Raw genomic sequence first — 21,170 nt, forward strand, 5'->3', positions numbered from 1 at the left:
AACAGACTCCCGACTCTCCAAGAATGGAATTTTCAGGCAAAGGAGTGTGGCATGAGCTCCCTGCTGCTTATCATCCTCTCATACTTTTACGGCTCCCTGCCTTTCGGGGTGTTCATAGGAAAGAAGCTGAAAGGCATTGACATAAGGGAGTTCGGAAGCGGCAATATAGGAGCGGCAAACGCTTTCAGGACCCTCGGACCTGCAGGCGGCATCGCAGTCCTCCTTTGCGATATGTCAAAGGGAATCCTGCCTGTGCTCCTCGCGAGGTTTTTTGCTGCAAGTGATGCCCTGGTCCCTTTACTCCAGGTGATAGCAGGGGTAACAGCCATCCTGGGCCATAATTACTCGATTTTTCTCAAATTCAAGGGAGGAAAGGGTATTGCCACAAGCTTTGGCGTCATTATCGCCCTTAACTGGTGGATAGCGCTTATGTGTTTTAGCGTCTGGGGGCTTATGGTGCTCCTTACCAGATACAGCTCCGTGGGCTCTCTCTCCGGTTCCCTTGCGCTGCCGGCCTTCATGGTGATTTTTAAGCAGCCCGTCCCTTTTATAGCCTTCGGTATCATATCCTGCGCATTCGCCTTTTATGCCCACAGGGGGAATATAAAAAAGCTTCTCAAGGGCACCGAGCTGAAAATCACTGAAAAAGCGGGAAAAGAAGACGCCCCCCGGGAGGAAAGTGACGCCAGGGCTTCCTGAGCCTTTCAATGGCAGTGATATTTTAAAGAAAAGAGAGGATATGCCAAGTGAGCAAAATGATTGACCTCCTCAATACCATACTGGCGGCAATGGTCCGTGAAAATGCCTCGGACGTCTATATCAGGGCCGACAGCCACCCCTTTTTCAGAGTCGAGGGAGAGCTCGTAGAGGTGGAGGTGGCCAAGTTCACCCAGGAGATGTTGGAGGATCTGAAAGACGACCTGCTGAGGCCTGAGGACAGGGAAAGCTTCAAGAAGAAACCCGAGGCGAACATCACCTATGCCAATCCCAACCTCGGCCGCTTCAGGGCCAATATCTACGTGCAGCGCGGAACAATAGCCATAGTGATGAGAAAAATCCGCGATGACATTCTGGAGTTCTCCAAGCTGGGGCTACCTCCGATCCTGGAAAAGCTTGCCCTTATACGAAGCGGGCTCGTCCTCATCACAGGGCCCACAGGAAGCGGCAAATCCACAACGCTTGCCTCCATGGTGCGCTACCGTAACGAAAACTCCTCAGGGCATATCATCACTATTGAGGATCCCGTAGAGTTTGTCCACAGCGATATGAACTGCATCGTGAGCCAGCGGGAAGTAGGAATTGACACCATGTCCTTCCAGGATGCTCTTGAAAGCGCTCTCCGCCAGGCACCCGATGTGCTCCTCGTCGGCGAGATGAGGGATGTCGAGAGCGTCAAGGCGGGAGTCTATTTTGCCGAGACGGGCCACCTGGTGCTCTCCACCCTCCATTCCAACAATACCATCCAGACCGTGGAGCGCATGCTCCAGTTCTTTCCCACGGCAGTCCATGACCAGATACTGCAGCAGCTTTCCATCAATCTGAAAGCTGTCGTGTCGCAGAGGCTCATCAAGAACAAGGATGGCACGGGGCGCCTCCTTGTCTGCGAGGTCATGATAGTGAACGCCCGTGTCTCCGAGCTGCTCATCAAGGGGGAGCTCAACCAGATAAGAAAGGAGCTCGACCAGTTCGCCTCCGAGGGAATGGTGAGCTTTGACGTCTCTCTAATCGAGAAGTTCAAGAACGGCGAGCTTTCAGCGGAACAGTGCATGAGAGCCTCGGACAATCCCAATGATATGAGGCTGAAGCTCAAGACGCTCCCGGTCTTCATTAGAAGCAGCGGAAGAGAGGACGAACGCTATGCACAATAACGATGAAAAGTGCATTGAAAACGAGGAAAGCACAAGGGACCGCTATGGTACAAAGATTCCTGTCCGCATCAAATCAGGATTCTTTACCGAGGAGAATCTCCATATCATTACCCAGTGTGAAGAGAAAGACATCCCTCTCTCGCAGATTGAGTATGTGTGCCTGGGCGCCATTGAAGAGCTTGTAGGCGGTGCCGAGGCTCCCAAGTCCAATGTGAGAAGCGTCATCAGGAAATTTCTCTTTGGCGAGAAGACCGAAGATGAGCATGTCAAGCCCACGAAGCGCACTCTCTTCATCGTGGATATCTACGTGAAAGGCCTGGATGCCGCCTACCGTTTTGACAGCAGCAACATCAACTACAAAAGCTTTCTGGGCGAGGTGAGCTACATCAGCTTCCACAATTTCAAGCGCCTCTTCAAAACCCTTGTCGATCATACCAAGGAGAGCTTCTTCAACAAGTCGGCAGTGGCGCTCCTGATGAAGCGGCAGGACAAGATCACCCGCTACCCGTCGGTCTACGACTTCGAGCTGGAATGCCAGAACCGCCGCACCAGGCTCAGCGATGAAATACACTGGAAGTCCCTGGGGGAGCAGATAGATTATCTCTTCAAGGACCAGGGGCAGATCGAGGATTTCGAGAGCGACGATGAAATCCCTGAAGGGAGCCTGAGGGTGATCGAAGGGATTCCCAATATTGTCGTGGATTCTCCCCCCGAGGAGGATCCCGGCACCGATGAAAGGACCGTTTCCGATGAACGCAGCGAATAACTCCCTCACGGAACGACAGGTTGCCCATATCGCCCACCTTGCAAGACTTGAGATAACGGAGGAGGAGCTGACCCTTTTCACCAGGCAGCTCAGCAGCATCCTCCACTACGTGAACCAGCTGGAAGAACTTGACACCGGCACTATCGATGCCACATTCACGGTGAATCCCACGGTAAATGTCATGAGAGAAGATGCCATGGAGCGTTCCCTTCCCGTGGAGGAAGTGCTCAGAAACGCGCCTGACAGGGAAGGCAGCTACCTCAGAATGCCTCCCATACTTGGCGATGAAGAGTGAAAGGAGGCCCACGTGGAACTCCACGAATTCACTGCAGGCGACATCAGAAAGCTTCTGAGGGAGAGGAAAATCTCATCCGTTGAGCTCACCAGGGCGTATCTGGAGAGAATATCCGCTCTTGATGACCGGCTGAAGGCCTTTATCACCGTTACCAAAGATATGGCGCTTGAGATGGCCGCTGCTGCGGACAAAGCTTTTGGGGAAGGGAGGGAGAGTACCGTGGGGGGAATCCCCCTGGCCCTGAAAGACAACCTTTCGGTGAAAGGCATTCCCTGCACCTGCGGCTCTTCCATTCTCCAGAACTATGTGGCACCTTATAATGCCACCGTGGTGGAGCGCCTTGTCTCGGAGAATTCTGTCATCATGGGTAAAACCAACATGGACGAGTTTGCCATGGGCTCGTCTACTGAAAATTCAGCCTTCTTCACTACGGGCAATCCCTGGGACCTCTCCAGAGTGCCCGGAGGATCGAGCGGTGGGTCTGCCGCCGCCGTTGCTGCCCGCATGGTGCCGTGGGCACTTGGCTCTGACACGGGGGGATCGGTCCGCCAGCCGGCAGCATTCTGCGGCATCACGGGCCTCAAGCCCACCTACGGCCTCATATCAAGATACGGCCTTGTTGCTTACGCCTCATCGCTCGACCAGATAGGGATCCTGTCCAGAAACACGGAAGACTGCGCGCTCCTGCTCAAGGCAATCGCGGGACAGGACAGGAGAGACTCCACCTCGGCGGGTATTCCCGTGCCGGATTACGAGGCGGCTCTCAGGGGGAAGGAAGGGAACTTCACCATCGGCATCGTCGAGGAGTTTTTCCAGCAGAGCCTTGATGACGGGATTAGAACCCTCATAGAGCAGGCAGCCCATGTCTTTGAAGGAATGGGGTGGTCCCTGAAGAGAGTGTCATTCCCCCATATCAGGTATTCCCTCGCCTCTTACTATATCATCGCTCCCGCAGAGGCAAGCTCGAACCTTGCCCGTTACGACGGCTCCCGCTACGGCCTCAGAGAGCCCGCGGAGACGACCATCTCGATGTTCAAGCGCTCAAGGGAGAAGGGATTCGGCGCCGAGGTAAAGCGCCGCATAATGATGGGAACCTACACGCTGAGCGCCGGCTATTATGATGCCTATTACCTTAAGGCACAGAAAGTGAGAACCCTTATAAAGCGCGACTTTGACGAGGCCTTCAGGGAATGCAGCTTCATTCTTGCCCCCGTCACACCTACGGCTCCCTTCAGAAAAGGGGAAAACATCGACGATCCCCTCAAAATGTACCTTTCAGATATCTACACCGTGTCGGTGAACCTCGCAGGCCTCCCGGGACTGGTCCTGCCCTGCGGCTTTTCAGGGGGCCTCCCTGTTGCCCTCCAGCTTATCGGGAAGCCCTTCGACGAGGTGACGCTGCTACGCGCCGGGACCGCCTTTCAGCGCGCCACGGATTTTCACCTGAAAAATCCGCCTCTTGGGGAAGCAGTGCCGGGCGGAAGCATCAAGGAGAGCATGAAATGAGCCCTGAGATAATCATAGGCCTGGAAGTCCATGTGGAGCTGCTCACGGAGAGCAAGCTCTTCTGCGGCTGCTCCACGAAGTTCGGCAATCCCCCCAATACCAATGTCTGCCCCGTGTGCCTGGGCCTGCCGGGAGTCCTTCCGGTGCTTAACCGGAAGGCTGTCGAACACCTGATCAGGACTGCCTGTGCCCTTTCCTGCACCATTGCCCCGAGGAGCAAGTTTGACAGGAAAAACTATTTTTACCCTGACATGCCCAAGAACTTCCAGATATCACAGTATGACCTCCCCCTCGCCACGGCGGGAAAGCTCTCCATCGTGACTGCGGGGGGGGAAAAAACAATCACGATCAAGCGCATTCATCTGGAGGAGGATACGGGGAAGTCCGTCCACAAAGGCACCATCGACTGCTCCCTCTCAACTCTTGAGGACTACAACAGGGCTGGCGTGCCTCTCCTTGAAATCGTGACGGAGCCTGACATGCGCTCCCCTGAGGAAGCCCATGTCTTTCTTACGGGCCTGAAGGATATCCTCAGGTGGCTCGCCGTAAGCGACTGCAAGATGGAGGAAGGAAGCCTCCGATGCGACGCCAACATCTCCCTTTCCCCCGGGGATGGGGTATTGGGGACAAAAACCGAGATTAAGAACCTGAATTCCTTTAAATCGGTGAGGGAGGCCCTCGAGCACGAGGCGGCAAGGCAGCAAAAGTGCTTAGCTTCCGGCATCGCCATTGTCCAGGAGACGCGGGGCTGGGACGAAAAAAAAAGCGTGACCATTCCCATGAGGAGCAAAGAGGCCGAGTATGACTACCGCTATTTCCCTGAGCCCGATCTTCTTCCGCTGGAGCCCGGTGCCCAATGGATCAGGGAGTTCAGGGAGGCTCTCCCTGAACTCCCTGCGGAAAAGCGTGAGCGCTTTGTGCGGGACTACCGCATTCCCTCCTATGACAGCTCCGTGCTCACGTCCTCACCGGCAATGGCCGATTTTTTTGAAGCGACCGTCAGGTGCGGCGCCTCTCCCAAGGCGGGGAGCAACTGGCTCATGGGAGACATAAGCCGGATCCTCAATGATAAATCCCTCTCCCTTGATGAGACGCCACTGACGCCGGGGCGCCTCGCAGGGATGATCGATCTTGTCGAGAAGGGAACGGTGAGCGGAAAGACCGCCAAGTCCCTCATTGAGGAGATGCTCGCCACGGGGAAAGACCCCCTTGAGATAGTGAAGGAGCGGGGACTGACTCAGATATCGGGCGAGGACGCCATTCAGGCCCTGGTGATAGAGGTGGCACAAGCCAATACCGAGGCGATGCACTCGCTGAGGAAAGGGAATGAGAAGGTGCGGGGATTCCTTGTGGGACAGGTGATGAAAGCGAGCAAGGGCAGGGCTAATCCCTCAATGGTGAACAAGGTCCTTGACGGACTCCTCGGGGCCCTCCCTCTTCCGGAAGCCCGACAGGATGAAGATGACCATATAAGGGGGTAGCTCCCATGAAAGAAGATGCCTTTGACAATATCCCGCTCGACGAAGCCATTGAAAGATGGATTTCAGAGGTTGATTTCAGAAAAGCCGCGCCATTGAAGTCCCCACAGGCGATAGCCGTTGAAAAGTCCATCGGCAGAGTCACGGCAGAGCCTGTTCTCGCACGGATATCGGCTCCCTATTATTACTCATCGGTGTGCGACGGCATATGCGTAAAATCATCCGACACCGTCACCGCGAGCGCAGACGCTCCAATCCGCCTCAAGATCGGGAAGGATGCCTATTTCGTGGACACGGGAAGCGCAATGCCGACAGAGTTTGACGCGGTGCTCTCCATCAAGGACGCGCAGCTTCAGTCACTTGAGGAGCTCATCATTGAGGGCCCCATCACGCCTTGGCGCAATGTGCGGCCCATCGGCGAGGATATGACGGTGCAGGAGGTCATCCTGGGCGCTCATAAGCCCATATCACCGCTTGACATAGGAGCCCTCAGGGCGGGAGGAGTCTGCGAGGTCCTCGTCAGGAAAAAGCCCAGGGCCGCCATCATCCCCGTGGGAGGCAACCTGATACCTCCCGGAGAAGAGCCGGCAGTGGGGAAATGCATCGATTACAAGTCACCGATGCTCCTCCACCTTATTGAAAACTCCCTTGGTGACGGGAAAATAACGGGCTTCGTGGCAGAGCGGATGGAGGACATCAAGAACCTCTTCAGGAAAGGACTCGAGAAGATCGACCTGATTTTCATCATCAGCGGCCCCTCATGGGGCACAGCCCTCATCAAGAAGTTACTCATTGAGATTGGCGAGCTCATCATAGGGAGCGTCACCATCAACCCAGGTTCGTCCATCTGCCTGGGAATCATAGACGGAAAGCCGGTGATTGCCCTCCCGGAGCATCCCGTCTCCATCTACCTGGGATACACGCTCTTCGGCAAGCCCGTGATCCACAAGATGCTCGGCCTCGATCATGAGATGCCCCACAGAATCATAGCGAGCCTTGGCCGCGGAATCGAATCAAAAAAAGATTATGATGAATTCATAAGGGTGAACCTCGGGGAAGTGAACGGCACCATAGTCGCTCTTCCTATCTCAAAGGGCGATGCCGTCGTAATGTCCCTCGTGAAAGCCGACGGAATGCTCAGGGTGCCCTCAAAGTGCGAGAGGAAAGAGCCGGGCGATGAAGTGGAGATTGAGCTTATGCCCCAGGTGAAGGACATCAGGAAAAACATCCTCATGACAGGAAGCTATGACATATGCATTGATGTGTTGAAAAACCAGATAGAGAAAAACTTTCCCGGCCTCGGCCTTCACTCGGTGAACGTGGGAAGCCGGGAAGGGCTTGCCTCCCTCTCGAGAGATCTGGCCCACCTGTGCGGGATCCACGCATTCGACGAGCATTCGGGGACTTATAACGTTCCCCTGGTCAAGGAATTTTTCCCCCAGACCCCTCTCGTGCTGGTAAACCTTTTTCAGCGCAAGATAGGCCTTCTCACGCGGAAAGGCAATCCCAAGAAGATCAGGGGCCTTCAGGATATCGCGCTGCCCCACGTGACCTTTGTCAGCAGGCAGAAAGGCTCGGGCACGAGAGCCATCCTGGATTATCACTGTGCACAGCACGCCATTCCAAGGGAAAAAATCCGTTTTTACGAATCGGAGGCAAAAACCCCTATCTCGCTTGCCTCAATCATCGCAAGCGGCCTGGCCGACGCGGGCCTCGGAATTCTGCCCGCCGCCAAGGCCTTCAAGCTTGATTTCATCCCCCTTTTCCTGGAATCCTTTGATCTGGTCTTTCTGAAGCCCTTTCTGAACACTTTCGTCACCCAGATACTGCTGGAAGTGATCAACGGCACCTCATTCAGGAGCGAGCTGGAGCACTGGGGTGGCTACGACCTTTCCAGCACGGGGAAAGTCACCTTCGAGCAGGGAGGGTGCAGGCTCTGACAGGAAGTGGAAAGCCCCCCCCGTGAAGGAATTCCCCAAAAAAAATTGAATAGGTAGAGAGAACACGATGAATAGAGGTGCATAGGCATGTCTCTCAGGATACCGAAAGAGCGAAGAGATGTCATAATTTTCTCAAGAAACCACAAAATTGAAGGTGAAATCTATCTCCTCATGGACTCCAGGATCTCAGATGAGCTGAATGTGCGCATAAGGGAATTCATCCCTGTCACCAACGCGAAAATATACTCACTCAACGGTGACAGCCTTCTTTACAGTGCCGATTTTCTCTCGGTGAACAAGCATTCCATTGACATGGTCATCACGCACCCGGGCGGAAAAATGGTGTAAAACGTCTTTTCTGGTCTCTTCTTCCTTGAAAATCCGCTTCCTTGCCGGATTTTCCGATGGACTCCGATAGAAAGGGAATGAGAAGGGGCACCTATGAAAGAAAAACTCTGCGACCTCGTCAAGGAAATTGTGCTTTCCAAAGCAACTTTTGAGCTTCGCGACAAGGCTCCCGCCAAGGGAATGGATGCGGTCATTAAAATTGAGAGCCTCGCGATAAATAATCCCCATTTTCTAGGATTTGTCATAGACAACCTCTCCCTCGTGCTCCAGGATTTCACGCCGGGGGCCCGGGAACCGCAGGAGAGGAGTTTTTCCCGGGTAGCCGTCGAGAGTCTCGCGATAACAATTCCCCAGCAGTGGGTGAACGACGAGATCGAGAAGCAGGAGCAGTCCCTGGCGGAAAAAGACCTCACTGACATGGCCATCTCTTTTCTTCCCGGGAAAATAGTGGTGCGGGGGGCTGTCAAGAAAGGGGCTTCATTCCCTTTCTCAGTGGAAATCAAGACAGGAGTGCAGGAAAACAAGCTCATGGCCAAGCTTGCGCAATTCAACCTCATGGAAATACTGCCGCTCCCCGCGTTCATCCAGAACTTTCTCATCGATCTCTTCAAGGAAAAAATCAGAAGCCGTTTCGTGGACATCAAGAACCATCTCTTTCTGATAGACGTCGTTTCCGCGATCCCCTTTCCCCTTGACATTGCCATAAAAAGCTTCCGCGTGGAAAAAGATTACCTTATCCTGGAAGCCTGACCACCGGCCGCCTGTCATCACTGTGCCGTACTGCATAAGGGAGCCCCCCTCCGAGGTTTGACAAAGATTTGAAATGGGCATATAATAGTAGAGTTTTCCAGAAGGTACACCCCGGAGCGCCGCAATGAGGGAAGAAGTAGCGCATATTCTTTTTTCCACCGAGGATATCCAGAAAAAAATCAAGGAGCTCGGAGCAAGGATATCATCGGACTACCAGGGCAAGAATCTTATCCTGATAGGGGTGCTGAAAGGCGCAATGTTCTTCATGGCAGATCTGATGAGGCAGGTGAGCATTCCCGTCATCATAGACTTCATCGGGATATCGAGCTACGGAGAGTCTTCCAAGAGTTCCGGCGCCGTGCGCATCATCAAGGATATCGAGGAAAACATTGACAACAAGCCGGTCCTCGTCGTGGAGGATATTGTTGACACGGGGCTCACCATGAATTATCTTCTCAAGACCCTAAGGCTTCGGAAGCCCTCCAGCATAAAAATATGTGTCCTTATCGACAAGAAGGGGAGAAGGATGCAGAACATCCCACTCGATTACGTGGGCTTTGAGGTGGAAAACCAGCACGTGGTGGGATTTGGCCTTGATTACAGGGATCGGTACCGCCACCTCCCTTACCTGTGCACTCTGAAAGAGTCCCTCCCTCAGGTCAGGATTCCATGAGGATCAGAAAGCGCAGGAGCCGGTGAGTACCGACGGAGAAAAGAAATGGGGCATGGAACAGGCCGTCCCCAAGAAGCGGGCGAGGAGAGACTTCTCCAAAGGAGGCAGCAATGAGCAGCCAGATCTGGCAGTTATATAGAATTCAGCTGATTGACAACCAGATTGCCGATATGGCGAAAAAAATTGAAAATCTCACCAGGGGGGAAGAGCTTCTCGAAGAGCTGGGAAGCCTGGAAAAGTCCCTGGAAGAGATGAAGCAGGAGCTGAAGAAAAGGCAGACCACTTACAAGGACAAGGACCTTGAATGCAAGAAGTACATCAGCCAGAAGGAGGGCTTCGAAAAGAAGCTTTACAGCGGCCAGATCGCAAGCCATAAAGAACTTGAGAGCTGGCAGGCCGAGGTGCAGAACCTGAAAAAGAAGCAGAGTGATCTCGATGATGAGCTGCTTGCCATGCTTGATGAGCTCGATGAGAGGGAGAAGAGCATAGGCGAGCAGGAGGCCCTGCTCGGGGAGAAAAAAGCGGAACACCAGAGGGCCGGCGAAACTTACCAGGAGAGGCTCGATGCCCTTAACGCCGAGGTGGAGAGCCTGAAACAGAAAAGGGAGAAGATGGAGCAGACCGTGGAGAAATCCCTGATCAAGCAGTTTACCGAGCTCCAGGAGCAGCGCGAGGGAATAGCCGTCGTGAAGGTCCTCAAAGGGATATGCGGAGGGTGCTATATGAACCTCCCTGAAACGTCCCTTAAACGGATACAGGCCAGAGATTTAGAATTCTGCAGCAACTGCGGAAGGATTTTATTCGCTGATGGCGAATGAGGAAAATTCGTGAAAAAGCTCTCATCATAATGAACCCTGCCGATACTCCAGGGGGAGAGAGCACTTCAGAAAGGAGCCGCACATGCCCTACAGACCATGTGTATACCGACAGTCCCAGCTGGGAATTTTTCAGTGCGAAAAGCATTATTATCAGCACGCCCATCCCAGCATGTATGATGAGCTCTATGAGTTCTGCATCGCCAATGTCCCTGACCGGTTCTGTCCTCATATAGACTTCGGATTCAACCTTGAAGGCGAGCCCAAGATTTTCATCAACTGTACCCACACCTACAAGGCCAGGCCCGTGAGAAGCTTCAAGGAATGTGAGGACTGCGATTTCCCTGACAAGGAAGGCTCATCCCTCGGATAGGCAGTCCCTGCGGGGATAGAATAATAGTGAGAAGGATTGTACAGACTGCCAGAGTTCTCATGTAACCCAATGGTACCCACGGCGAGAACCCGTTCGCTGTGGGTATTTACTATCTCCACCCGAGGAGGCGAAGCCATTGTCCCATAAGGCATCACCAAAGAAAAACACCTTTGACGTCATCATCATAGGTGCAGGACCTGCAGGTCTTTTTGCCGCCATAGAGCTCTCGAGATTCTCATCCTTCGACATACTGCTGATAGACAAGGGAAAAAACATCGAGAAACGGAAATGCCCTTCCCAGATCTCTGGGAAAAACTGCATGAAATGCAAACCCTGCAGTCTTCTTTTCGGGTGGGGAGGATCCGGCGCCTTCTCGGACGGGAAGCTCACCCTTACCTCGGAAGTAGGGGGAACCCTCTCGAACTATACCTCTCCAGCAGAACTGGAGAAGCTCACCACCTATGTGGACAATCTTTACCTCAGTTATGGCGCTCCGCGGGAGCTCTATGACGCCGATGATGACTACCTCAAGAGCATTCACAGGAAGGCAGTGCTGGCTCACCTCCTCTTCATCCCTTACAAGATCAGGCACCTGGGGACCGACAAGTGCCTTGAGGTGGTCAAGGCCATAAGGGACGACCTTGACGAAAAAATCACGATCCTTACCGAGAAAGAGGTAAAGACCATCATCGTGAAAAACTCCCAGGCTGTCGGCATCAGGCTTGCGAGCGGTGAGGAGTTCAGGGCAAACTACGTGGTGGTGGCCCCCGGACGGCAGGGTGCCGAGTGGCTCACGGGGGAAGCGCACCGCCTCAATATCAAGACCCTTATCAACCCCGTGGACCTGGGGGTGAGAGTGGAGGTGCCCGCAGAGGTGGCAGAGCCCCTCACAAAAAACATCTACGAGTCCAAGTTCCTTTTCTATTCAAAAACTTTTGACGACAAGGTGAGAACTTTCTGCATGTGCCCCTATGGCGAGGTAGTCACCGAGTATAGCGACGGGATCCTCACGGTAAACGGCCACAGTTACAAGGAGAAGAAAACCGACAACACAAATTTTGCGCTTCTTGTGAGCAAGACCTTCACGGAGCCTTTCAAGGACCCCATCTCGTACGGGCAATATATCTCGCGCCTCGCGAACCTTCTCTCCGGCGGCGTGATGATCCAGCGCCTCGGCGACCTTGAAACAGGGCGGCGCTCCACCGTTGAGCGGATCCAGAAATCCATTCTCAAGCCCACCCTCAAGAGTGCCACGCCGGGGGACCTGAGCCTGGTGCTCCCCTACCGCTACCTCTCGAGCCTCATTGACATGCTGAAGGCCCTGGATGTGGTGGCTCCAGGCATATATTCGAAATACACCCTCCTCTATGGGGTAGAGGTCAAGTTCTATTCCTCAAGGATTGAAGTGAATGACCGACTGGAAACAAAGATTCAGAACTTCTTCGTGGCGGGAGACGGCGCAGGGATAACAAGGGGCCTGCTCCAGGCATCCATATCGGGTGTCCTTGTGGCAAGGGAGCTCATGGCCCGGGAAGGGATGAAAGGAGAGTAGCCGGATCTCATCCGGGAGACATTATGAAAAAACCATCGGTATGCGTAATCGTAGGAGCACAATGGGGAGACGAGGGAAAAGGGAAGATAACCCATTACCTTGCAGACCATGCCCACCTTGTCGCACGGTTCGGCGGAGGGAACAACGCCGGGCACACCATAAGCTTCGGAGGAGAAAAATTCAAGCTCCACCACGTGCCGTCAGGGATTTTCTTCCAAGACAAGCTCTGTATCCTGGGCAATGGAATGGTCATCGATCCCCAGGTCCTCACTGAAGAGCTTGAAGGGCTGAGAAAACGGGGCATCGGAGGGGAGAACATCCGCATCTCCGACCGCGCCCATATCATCATGCCTTACCACCGTTATATTGACAGGAAGCAGGAAGAGACAAGGGGAAAACACATGCTGGGCACCACGGGGAGGGGCATCGGCCCTGCCTATACCGATAAGGTTGCCAGGTCGGGTATAAGGGCTTCTGATCTTCTTGACAGTGAGCTCTTCATGGAAAAAATCATCATCAACCTTAAGGAGAAAGAAGCGCTGCTTGAAGGAAGCGGTCTCACGGCAGAGGGAATCATTGCACAGTATGAGCCGTACATAGAAGCTATGAAGTCCTCCATTACCGACACCTCTCTCATTCTCTACGAGGCTATCAAGAAAGGGAAGAAAATATTGATGGAAGGCGCCCAGGGAGCCCTCCTGGACCTTGACTTCGGCACTTATCCCTTTATCACTTCCTCAAATGCCATTGCCGGAAACGCCTCTGTGGGCGCTGGAATCCCCCCCTGGAGCATCTCGCAGGTCGTAGGCATCTCAAAGGCTTATACAACCCGCGTGGGGACGGGTCCCTTTCCCACCGAGCTGAATGATGATAACGGCGGGCACCTGCTGAAGGTGGGCGCCGAATACGGCACCACGACGGGAAGGGCACGTCGGTGCGGGTGGCTTGACGCGGTGATTCTCAGGTTCGCAGTGCGGATAAACGGCATCACGGAGCTGGCCCTTACCAAGCTCGATGTGCTCAGCGGAATAGATCCTCTCAATATTGCCGTGGCATACCGGCACAGGGGTAAGCGCCTGGAGAACTTTCCCGCCGACATGAAGGTCCTCGCCGAATGTGAGCCCGAGTATATCCAGATGAAAGGATGGACCGGCGATATAAGCGGCGTCCGTGAGATCGCCGCGCTCCCCCAGGCAGCCCGTGATTACATGAAAAAGATCGAGGAACTGCTTGAAGTCCCCGTCACCATTGTATCGGTAGGAGCCGACAGGGATCAGACAATCGTAGCACCTTTCAGTCTGCTTTCTGTAAGTTCCTGAGGATCCTGCTCATGGTTGCCTCGCAGTCCCTGCAGAAAAGAGAGCTTTTTCTGTCGGTGTCGTTCACGCTGTAGGAGAAATACATCACGCAGTCGCGGTGAAAGCAGTGCTTGAATCCAAGGAGATGCCCCAGGGCATGGGATGCCTCCTTGAGGGTTCTCGAGAAAAGAAGGTTGGTATCATCGGGGCCTGTTGCAGGGGAAGGCAGGAACTCTGATATGGAAAGGATTCCCACCTTATCGGCCTGGCGGGAGTAATACATAAAGGCCGCCGTGTCATCATAGAGGTCAATGGCCGTGATGCCCAGACCAAAAATCCCGTCATGGGGCAGACATTCCCTCAGTGTGTCACAAAGCCTGCTCACAAGGTATTTTCCCTTCGTTTCGTGGTAAGCCGCCAAGGGCACATCGAGAGGGCCAATGAGTGAGAACCGGAAGAGGAAGCGCTCCTCAAGGGCAGGGATGATGCCCGCCATAAGCCCCGCGTGAATGGTTCCGACCGTGATAAGATAAACTGTTCCCATGGTACCCACAGGGTGACAGGCTGCAGGAATTCGGCCCACCACCGTGAATATGATCGGGAAGAATGTTCCTGCCATTATTCATTATACATGATGGGCCCCGGGAGTGCAAGACTGCACCCTGGAGCGCGGGATTTCCATAGAAATATTGCATAAAGGAGCAAGGCCATGAAATCAAAGGAAGAAAAACTGGAGCACATCACCATACTCGCCGAACCCTGGCCTCAGGAAGAGCTTACCGAGGAGTGCACGAAATGCGCCACCTCCTGCCAGTCGGCCTGCAAGACCTCGTGCACCGTGGGAAACATTCCCTGTGAAAAGAGACGGTAGGACCCTCATTTGAAATCGTCCACGTCTTTCACATCAATATCATCCTTGAGCGGATCATCTCCCCCTGACGAGGAGCCCCCTCCTTGGGAGTCAACATAAACCGCCGCGGAAGAGGGCTCCCAGCGCACGGAGCACCCGAGAGCCTCTGACATGAACCTGAGTGGAACAAGGGTCCTCTCGTGATGGATGAAGGCTGGGATGGGCATGATTTTTGTTCTGCCGTTCACTTTGGCTTTTGTCGAGTTCACCACGATCACCACCTTGTGGTTTCCCCTTGCTGCCCTGACGGTGCCGGTGCTTTTCTCATAGGAGATTGCAGCCTTGAAGCGCTCAAGCACTCCCCGCAGCGGGACAAATATGGTGGCCTGGCTCATCATGGGGGGCACATCGGTCTTGATCTTTTTTCCATCGACGACAAGCTTGATATCCTGGCCTTCACACCGGGCAGCGGTAAATGCCAGGAGCAGGATTACAATTGCAACGAAGGGCCTGTAGTTCATCACTTGCCTCCTCTCACAGGGTGCTTATTTTATTATACCTCATTTTTTTCTCGTTCAAAAGGTGCCGGTTTCTCCATTGCCGCCACACCAAAAATAAAGGCCGTTGAGCGTTCAACAGCCTTGTCTTTTAGGGTGAGGACCCTGACCCCCAAAAAGCGACCCTTGCGGGCTTCTTAATAAAAAATCGTGCCCGTGCTAGCCGGCCACTTCTAACTTGTCATAGCATTCACGGCAGTAAACAGGCTTTCCCTGGGTAGGCTTGAATGGAACCTTTGTAGGTTTCTTGCAGGCCTCGCACACCACATCGATAAGTGGCTTGAATCCTTTCTGGCCGTGGTTTGTCTTGTTGTGTTTCCTCGATGCGCGGCATTGTGGACAGCGGACAGGTTCGTTCTCAAAACCCTTTTTCTCATAGAACTCCTGTTCACCGGCGGTAAAGGTAAACTCCTTGCCGCAATCCCGGCAGTTCAACATTTTGTCCTGAAATTCTGCCAACCCCGATTCCTCCTTACCAAATGATTCCGACCTGCATCACCCTGAAAAATCATGGCTGTTACGGTTTCTCAAGAGATGGTAAAAAAGTGGTCCTCCGCAAGTACCTCTCATTCTGCAACCATTGCAATGACTGAAGGATCTGCAAAGTCTTCCCTATTATAGCATTAAATTCTGCCTGCCGCAAGAGATTTTCGAAATTTTTCACAGGCCGTGGAAAAGAAAAGCATCAAAGAGAAGGGCACCGGCTCATCAGAAACGCCAGAGCTCCAGCATAAGCCAGGCTTCTGCGAGCACGATGAAGGAGGCGATGACACAGAGGACCTTCCAGCGATAGGAAAGGTGCTGCTGGAAAAAGGCCAGAAGCAGCATCAGGGAGATAAGCTGCATGATGGCAAGACGGCATGTGTTATGGGTGAGGTAAAAAAAGGGGATGTATTCCGGCCAGAGAAAGAGAAGGCCCAGGAAACAGAAAAAAAGCGTGATAGTGACCACATTGATATAGAAAATCACTTTTCGCCAGCTCATCTGTTACCCTATCCTCATGACTCAAAGGCAAGGCGATTCGAGGAGTTTCCCTCGCCGAAGACATCCTTGAGGGAACCTTCCGGAGGCGTCGCGGCCTCCTGCTCCGAATCAGGCTCCTCTTCCGGCTTCTCTGCAGATTCCTCCCGGGAATCCCCCTCATCATCAAGGAGTCTGTCGAGCTCCTCCCCCTCGAGGACTTCTTTTTCAAGGAGCACTTCCACGATCTTCTCAAGATCGTTTCTATGGCCGTTAAGAATCTCTTTCGCTCTCACGTAGGAGGAGTCAACTATGGCATGGACTTCATCGTCTATGGTGTTTCCCACGGACTCAGAGTAATTCCTGTCCTCCATGATGTCCCTTCCCAGAAATACCTGTTCATGCTTTTTCCCGTAGGTGAGGGGTCCGAGCTTTTCACTCATGCCGTACTTGGTGACAATGTTCCGCGCAATCTCCGTGCTCCTCTCCAGGTCATTGGAGGCGCCCGTGGTAAGCTCTCCGAAGACTATCTCCTCGGCGACTCTCCCCCCCAGGAGCTTGATAATCTCTGCCACGAGCTCTTTTTTGGATCGCAGGTGCTTGTCTTCTGCGGGCATGGTCCACGTGATGCCAAGCGCCATGCCGCGCGGCAGAATCGTCACTTTTCTCACCGGGTCGGCATCAGGGAGAAGCTTCGCTATGAGGGCATGCCCCGCTTCATGATAGGCCGTGACCTTCTTCTCCTTGTCGCTTATGATCCGGCTCTTGCGCTCAGGGCCTACAATGACCCTGTCGATGGCCTCCTCGCAGTCCGGCATCTCTATCTTCGACTTGTTGGTCCGGGCGGCCAGGAGGGCCGCCTCGTTGAGGAGATTCTCCAGATCGGCACCGGAGAAGCCCGGTGTCCTCCTCGCAATGATATCCAGATCCACCGTGGTATCAATCGGCTTGCCCCTTGAGTGGACCTTCAGGATGGCCTTGCGCCCCGCCACGTCGGGCTTGTCAACCACTACATGCCTGTCGAATCTTCCCGGGCGAAGGAGCGCCGGGTCCAGCACATCGGGCCTGTTGGTCGCGGCGAGGACTATCACGCCGTTGTTCGGCTCAAAACCATCCATCTCGACAAGGAGCTGGTTCAGCGTCTGCTCCCTCTCATCGTGGCCGCCGCCGAGGCCCGCGCCGCGCTGCCTTCCCACAGCATCTATCTCGTCCACGAAGACAATGCACGGCGCCGATTTCTTCGACTGCTCGAAGAGATCCCTCACCCTTGATGCTCCCACTCCCACAAACATCTCGACAAAATCAGAGCCGCTGATGTAAAAGAAGGGCACGCCGGCTTCACCGGCTATGGCCCGCCCAAGGAGCGTCTTTCCGGTTCCCGGCGCTCCAAGGAGCAGCACGCCCTTGGGTATCCTGGCTCCAAGAGCCTGGTATTTCTTGGGGTACTTCAGAAAGTCAACGACTTCCTTGAGCTCTTCCTTGGCTTCCTCGACGCCTGCCACGTCTTCAAAGGTGACCTTCGACCTGTTGTCAGTGAGAAGCTTTGCCCTGCTCCTCCCGAAGGAGAAAGCCTGGCTTCCCCCTGACTGCGCCTGCCTGAGGATCAGGAAAATGAAGCCTATCAGCAGCAGGTAGGGGAAAAAGTTGAGGGCTACATACCACCAGGGGGTGTCGGTGGGAGGCGATGCCTTGACCACCACGCTGTTCGACTCGAGAAACTCGGCGAGCTTGTCATCTTCATAAGGAATGAATGTCTTGAACTTTGCATCCTTGGGGGTTTTAAGGATGCCCCTCAACTCCGTGTGGGAGATGGTGACTTCCTTGACATTCCCGCTCTGCACTTCCTTCCTGAACTCGCTGTAATTCAAATCCTTCACATCAGTCGATGAGGTGCGGTATCTTTCCAGAAGCAGAAAGCCCAGTATGAAGATCATCAACCACACGCCAAAGGGCCTTAAAAATTTACCCAACAGATTACCTCCCCTGTGCCAGTCATCGGGCCTGCCCCATAAGGGCTCCCTCTGTTATTTCAATAGTATGGCCTATTCGCCTTCATTCCTATTGATCCTGTTTTTTCCCAAAAGACTCTTGAGCGGTCCTCAGGCCATCAGCTCATCTTTCACGGTGGCAAGATAAGGCAGGTTCCTGAAGCGCTGCTTGTAATCAAGGCCGTAGCCCACGATGAATTTATTGGGAATAGTGAAGCCGATGTAATCCGGCGTGACCGCCACTTTCCTTCTCGCGGGCTTGTCAAAGAGGGTGCATATCTTCAGGCTTGCCGGCTTCCTGAGAAGAAGGGCTTCCTTTATCTGAAAGAGCGTGTACCCCTCGTCAACAATATCTTCTACAATAATGATATGCTTACCTTCAATGGGGTAATCGAGGTCCTTGATGATCCTGAGCTGGCCGGGACGGTCCGCATAGCCGTACCGTGTCACCACGATAAAATCGATGGTGGCATTGATGTCAAGGGTCCTGGTGAGATCAGCAAGAAAGATCACCGCTCCGCGCAACAGCACGATAATGATGAGCTCCTCATTGGCATAATCGGCGGAAATCTCTTTTCCCAGCTCTTCTATCCTATGCCTCATCTCCTCTTCCGTGTAGAGAATCTCTGCAAGCTCAGGGTGCATCTTCATCACTCCTCACAGAACCGTACTTTATGAGAGCTTCCCGGCAAGGCAGATACGCACAGCATCCTCGAAGTATTCCCCGTCACCCTGAAACGCCCGTCGGCTCTGTAGCCGACGACCCAGAGCAACTGCCCCGCCGAGTCCACCACAAGAGGGATTGAATCCCTCATCTCTCTTTCTATTTTAAGGTCAATGAAGAAATCCTTTATTTTTTTCTCTCCCTCCATCCCGAAGGGAAAAAACCGGTCGCCATCGCGGCGCGTCCTCACAAAGAGAGGAATCGTGAGCTTCTCCAGGTCAAAATAGGCCTTCATGGGCGTCGGTTCGATACAAAAGGGCTCCCCTTCACACACCTCGGCGGTGAGTCGGAGCCTGTGCCCGGGAAGATCGAGGGCTCCTGGAACCTCAAGAATCACAGGGTCCCTGAGGGCGCCCGGCCCTGCACTCCCCACTCCCTTGGCAAAAATGCGGAAGGCTCCATACCCTTTTTTCCCCTTGAGCCCGCCCGGGAGAGACACCTCAGCGCCTGTCCTGCCCTCAAGGCAGTCAAGGAGCTGCTCGCTGTGCTCAAAGGCTATATCTTCAAGATCGCCCTTTATCTTTTCAATTCCCTTTCTCATAAGCCTCCTCTTCAGTGCACGGGGAAGGGGGACGAGGGAAGAGAGCCTGAAGGAGGCTTCGCCTTCCCTGCACTCGGCATATTCACTGAAGAGCGCTTCGGCAATGCCCTCGAGGAGCGAATGGTCTTCAGCGGCGACCTGCCCGAGATGGGAAAGGGCCTCGCTGATGCGGGGATTATAGTGCTCTTCCATGAGAGGGATCAGCTCATTTCTCATGCGGTTCCTTGTGAAGTCCCTGTTCTCGTTTGAGCTGTCATGCCGCCATGGTTGCCCTTGGGAGGCCAGAAAGGCCTTGATCTCCTCCCGCCTCACCTCCAGGAAGGGCCGGATAAAAAGCCCCTCCCTGTGAGGGGAAATCCCTGCAAGCCCCCTGTAGCCCGCACCTCTGATTATTTTCATAAGCACCGTCTCCGCCTGATCATCAAGATGGTGGGCCGTTGCCACCTTCGCTGCCCCTAGAATCCTGGCATAGCGACGAAAAAGAGTGTACCGCACGAGCCGGCCCGCCTGCTCAAGAGAAAGCCCCTGTTCCCTGGCGAACAGGGGGACATCTGCATTGAGAATTAATGCCGGGACACCGAGGCCGGCTGCATAGGAGGCCGTGAATTCCGCATCGGCATCAGAATCACTGCCCCTTGTGCGGTGATTCACATGGATACAGAGGAGCTTCAAGGGAAGCCATCTCTTCACCAGGCAGAAAAAATAGAGAAGGGCAACGGAATCGGCTCCCCCGGAGACAGCCACCATGAGCTTTTCCCGGGAGCCTATCAGGCGATGCTTCTTTATTGTGGCAAGAACCCGCTCTGCAAACATCAAAAGAAGAATGATATGGGGAACATTTCTGGAGAGAAACAGGAGTGGCGGCGGAGGGATTCGAACCCCCGACCAAGGGCTTATGAGTCCCCTGCTCTGCCACCTGAGCTACGCCGCCATGCACTCCTTGGTTTGTTATTCCAGTGATACTTATTATAATGAACAAAATAAAAAAGTCAATAGACCCCTCTCTTGACATCTTGTGAAGAATGACCTATAATGAATCACATAACTATAGTCCCCCGTATAAAAAGCATCCTAACCGTGAGGGGGTGATCAAATGGAAACACGCGTGGGAGAAGGCGAATCAATCGATTCTGCTCTCAAGAGATTCCGCAGGCAATGTCAGCGCGATGGCATTCTTTCAGAGTGGAAAAAACGCGAGCATTATGAAAAGCCAAGCGTAAAAAGAAAGAAAAAGTCTGAAGCCGCAAGAAGAAGAAGATCCGGCTAAAGACATTTAGATGGTTTATCACAACTATTACCTTAAAAGAAGCCACATCATTGATGTGGCTTCTTATCAGCTTACTGTATGCCCTGCCAGCACAGAGCCTCACCGCTTTAAAAAAGCCCAACTGTCAGCAGAAATTTGGTAAAAAGGGGATGTACCCGATGAGTTTCACCGAAATGCTCTCTTCTGAGATGAAAGAAGCCATGAAAAGCAAGGATGCCCTCAGGCTTTCAGTAATCCGCCTTTTTAAGTCGGAAATCACCAACGAGGAGAAACGGCAGGCCCGCCTTCTCGAAGAGGCTGAGGTCCTGGAGATCTTCAAGAAGGAGATGAAAAAGAGAAACGATGCCATCGATGCCTTTAAAAAGGGAGGCCGCAATGAGCTCGCCGAGAAAGAGGAGAAGGAGCTCCACATCCTCAGGAGCCTCTCGCCCACTCCCCTTGAAACCCTCACAGAAGACCAGGTGAGAGAGATGGTAAGGGAGATCGTCGCCTCTTTTCCTGAAGGTGAAAAACCTCAGATGGGGAAAATCATGCCTCTCGTGCTCCCCAGGACCAGAGACAAGATTGACGGAAAGACAGTGAACAGGATCGTCCGCGAGCTTTTGGGGTCGGCATAACCAG

The 21,170-nt window shown here is 53.6% G+C and carries 24 protein-coding genes and 1 tRNA gene; 17 read left to right on the forward strand and 8 right to left on the reverse strand.

What is annotated here, in order from left to right:
* The first annotated feature begins 51 nt into the window (after positions 1–51).
* From plsY to RDV48_05160, 14 genes are all read left to right on the forward strand, one after another.
* Positions 52–699 (forward strand): glycerol-3-phosphate 1-O-acyltransferase PlsY, encoded by a 648-nt coding sequence (gene plsY, locus RDV48_05095; GenBank protein MDQ7822153.1) that lies wholly within the window; start codon positions 52–54, stop codon positions 697–699.
* Positions 700–755: 56 nt separating this feature from the next.
* The gene (locus RDV48_05100; GenBank protein MDQ7822154.1) at positions 756–1,868 is read left to right on the forward strand and encodes a PilT/PilU family type 4a pilus ATPase; all 1,113 of its coding nucleotides are present in this window, start codon (positions 756–758) and stop codon (positions 1,866–1,868) included.
* Positions 1,858–2,634: a hypothetical protein gene (locus tag RDV48_05105; protein MDQ7822155.1), complete on the forward strand. Its 777-nt coding sequence runs from the start codon at positions 1,858–1,860 to the stop codon at positions 2,632–2,634. Before RDV48_05100 ends, RDV48_05105 begins: the two co-directional genes overlap by 11 nt.
* Positions 2,618–2,929 (forward strand): Asp-tRNA(Asn)/Glu-tRNA(Gln) amidotransferase subunit GatC, encoded by a 312-nt coding sequence (gatC, locus tag RDV48_05110; protein MDQ7822156.1) that lies wholly within the window; start codon positions 2,618–2,620, stop codon positions 2,927–2,929. The genes RDV48_05105 and gatC overlap by 17 nt, the downstream gene beginning before the upstream one ends.
* 12 nt (positions 2,930–2,941) lie before the next feature.
* A complete protein-coding gene (gatA, locus tag RDV48_05115; GenBank protein MDQ7822157.1) occupies positions 2,942–4,435 on the forward strand; it encodes an Asp-tRNA(Asn)/Glu-tRNA(Gln) amidotransferase subunit GatA in 1,494 nt (497 codons plus the stop codon).
* Positions 4,432–5,916 (forward strand): Asp-tRNA(Asn)/Glu-tRNA(Gln) amidotransferase subunit GatB, encoded by a 1,485-nt coding sequence (gene gatB, locus RDV48_05120; protein ID MDQ7822158.1) that lies wholly within the window; start codon positions 4,432–4,434, stop codon positions 5,914–5,916. Before gatA ends, gatB begins: the two co-directional genes overlap by 4 nt.
* A gap of 5 nt (positions 5,917–5,921) precedes the next feature.
* Entirely contained in the window at positions 5,922–7,853 is a 1,932-nt protein-coding gene (locus tag RDV48_05125; GenBank protein ID MDQ7822159.1) for a substrate-binding domain-containing protein, read from the forward strand.
* An 87-nt stretch (positions 7,854–7,940) separates the two neighbouring features.
* Positions 7,941–8,201: a hypothetical protein gene (locus tag RDV48_05130; GenBank protein MDQ7822160.1), complete on the forward strand. Its 261-nt coding sequence runs from the start codon at positions 7,941–7,943 to the stop codon at positions 8,199–8,201.
* Between the two features lie 93 nt (positions 8,202–8,294).
* Entirely contained in the window at positions 8,295–8,951 is a 657-nt protein-coding gene (locus RDV48_05135) for a hypothetical protein (protein ID MDQ7822161.1), read from the forward strand.
* Between the two features lie 124 nt (positions 8,952–9,075).
* Positions 9,076–9,624 (forward strand): hypoxanthine phosphoribosyltransferase, encoded by a 549-nt coding sequence (hpt, locus tag RDV48_05140; GenBank protein MDQ7822162.1) that lies wholly within the window; start codon positions 9,076–9,078, stop codon positions 9,622–9,624.
* Between the two features lie 110 nt (positions 9,625–9,734).
* Positions 9,735–10,442 carry a C4-type zinc ribbon domain-containing protein gene (locus RDV48_05145; protein MDQ7822163.1) on the forward strand — a complete coding sequence of 236 codons (708 nt, stop codon included), beginning with the start codon at positions 9,735–9,737 and terminating at the stop codon, positions 10,440–10,442.
* Positions 10,443–10,524: 82 nt separating this feature from the next.
* Positions 10,525–10,812 (forward strand): hypothetical protein, encoded by a 288-nt coding sequence (locus tag RDV48_05150; GenBank protein ID MDQ7822164.1) that lies wholly within the window; start codon positions 10,525–10,527, stop codon positions 10,810–10,812.
* Between the two features lie 136 nt (positions 10,813–10,948).
* Complete coding sequence (locus RDV48_05155) at positions 10,949–12,364, forward strand: NAD(P)/FAD-dependent oxidoreductase (GenBank protein MDQ7822165.1); 1,416 nt, start codon at positions 10,949–10,951, stop codon at positions 12,362–12,364.
* Positions 12,365–12,387: 23 nt separating this feature from the next.
* Positions 12,388–13,683: an adenylosuccinate synthase gene (locus tag RDV48_05160; protein MDQ7822166.1), complete on the forward strand. Its 1,296-nt coding sequence runs from the start codon at positions 12,388–12,390 to the stop codon at positions 13,681–13,683.
* Here RDV48_05160 and RDV48_05165 read toward each other — a convergent pair.
* The gene (locus RDV48_05165) at positions 13,658–14,206 is read right to left on the reverse strand and encodes an archaemetzincin (protein ID MDQ7822167.1); all 549 of its coding nucleotides are present in this window, start codon (positions 14,204–14,206) and stop codon (positions 13,658–13,660) included. The genes RDV48_05160 and RDV48_05165 overlap by 26 nt on opposite strands.
* 186 nt (positions 14,207–14,392) lie before the next feature.
* On the opposite strand from RDV48_05165, the gene scfA reads away from it, so the two are divergent.
* The gene (gene scfA, locus RDV48_05170) at positions 14,393–14,533 is read left to right on the forward strand and encodes a six-cysteine ranthipeptide SCIFF (GenBank protein ID MDQ7822168.1); all 141 of its coding nucleotides are present in this window, start codon (positions 14,393–14,395) and stop codon (positions 14,531–14,533) included.
* A 5-nt stretch (positions 14,534–14,538) separates the two neighbouring features.
* Here scfA and RDV48_05175 read toward each other — a convergent pair whose 3' ends face one another.
* The 7 genes from RDV48_05175 to RDV48_05205 all read right to left on the reverse strand — a co-directional run bounded on the left by RDV48_05175 (position 14,539) and on the right by RDV48_05205 (position 20,213).
* Positions 14,539–15,033: a copper amine oxidase N-terminal domain-containing protein gene (locus RDV48_05175; protein ID MDQ7822169.1), complete on the reverse strand. Its 495-nt coding sequence runs from the start codon at positions 15,031–15,033 to the stop codon at positions 14,539–14,541.
* A gap of 195 nt (positions 15,034–15,228) precedes the next feature.
* Positions 15,229–15,507: a zinc-ribbon domain containing protein gene (locus RDV48_05180; GenBank protein MDQ7822170.1), complete on the reverse strand. Its 279-nt coding sequence runs from the start codon at positions 15,505–15,507 to the stop codon at positions 15,229–15,231.
* A 270-nt stretch (positions 15,508–15,777) separates the two neighbouring features.
* The gene (locus tag RDV48_05185) at positions 15,778–16,053 is read right to left on the reverse strand and encodes a hypothetical protein (protein ID MDQ7822171.1); all 276 of its coding nucleotides are present in this window, start codon (positions 16,051–16,053) and stop codon (positions 15,778–15,780) included.
* A gap of 14 nt (positions 16,054–16,067) precedes the next feature.
* Positions 16,068–17,963 carry an ATP-dependent zinc metalloprotease FtsH gene (gene ftsH / locus RDV48_05190; protein MDQ7822172.1) on the reverse strand — a complete coding sequence of 632 codons (1,896 nt, stop codon included), beginning with the start codon at positions 17,961–17,963 and terminating at the stop codon, positions 16,068–16,070.
* A gap of 165 nt (positions 17,964–18,128) precedes the next feature.
* Positions 18,129–18,668 (reverse strand): hypoxanthine phosphoribosyltransferase, encoded by a 540-nt coding sequence (hpt, locus tag RDV48_05195; protein MDQ7822173.1) that lies wholly within the window; start codon positions 18,666–18,668, stop codon positions 18,129–18,131.
* A complete protein-coding gene (gene tilS, locus RDV48_05200; protein ID MDQ7822174.1) occupies positions 18,668–20,029 on the reverse strand; it encodes a tRNA lysidine(34) synthetase TilS in 1,362 nt (453 codons plus the stop codon). The genes hpt (RDV48_05195) and tilS overlap by 1 nt, the downstream gene beginning before the upstream one ends.
* Positions 20,030–20,140: 111 nt before the next feature.
* A tRNA-Met gene (locus RDV48_05205) sits at positions 20,141–20,213 on the reverse strand.
* A 162-nt stretch (positions 20,214–20,375) separates the two neighbouring features.
* On the opposite strand from RDV48_05205, the gene rpsU reads away from it, so the two are divergent.
* Both rpsU and RDV48_05215 read left to right on the forward strand, forming a co-directional pair.
* The gene (gene rpsU / locus RDV48_05210; GenBank protein MDQ7822175.1) at positions 20,376–20,549 is read left to right on the forward strand and encodes a 30S ribosomal protein S21; all 174 of its coding nucleotides are present in this window, start codon (positions 20,376–20,378) and stop codon (positions 20,547–20,549) included.
* Between the two features lie 158 nt (positions 20,550–20,707).
* Positions 20,708–21,166 (forward strand): GatB/YqeY domain-containing protein, encoded by a 459-nt coding sequence (locus tag RDV48_05215; protein MDQ7822176.1) that lies wholly within the window; start codon positions 20,708–20,710, stop codon positions 21,164–21,166.
* The last annotated feature ends 4 nt before the right edge of the window (positions 21,167–21,170 follow it).

Source organism: Candidatus Eremiobacterota bacterium (assembly GCA_031082125.1).
Classification (GTDB): domain Bacteria; phylum Vulcanimicrobiota; class CADAWZ01; order CADAWZ01; family Ess09-12; genus Ess09-12.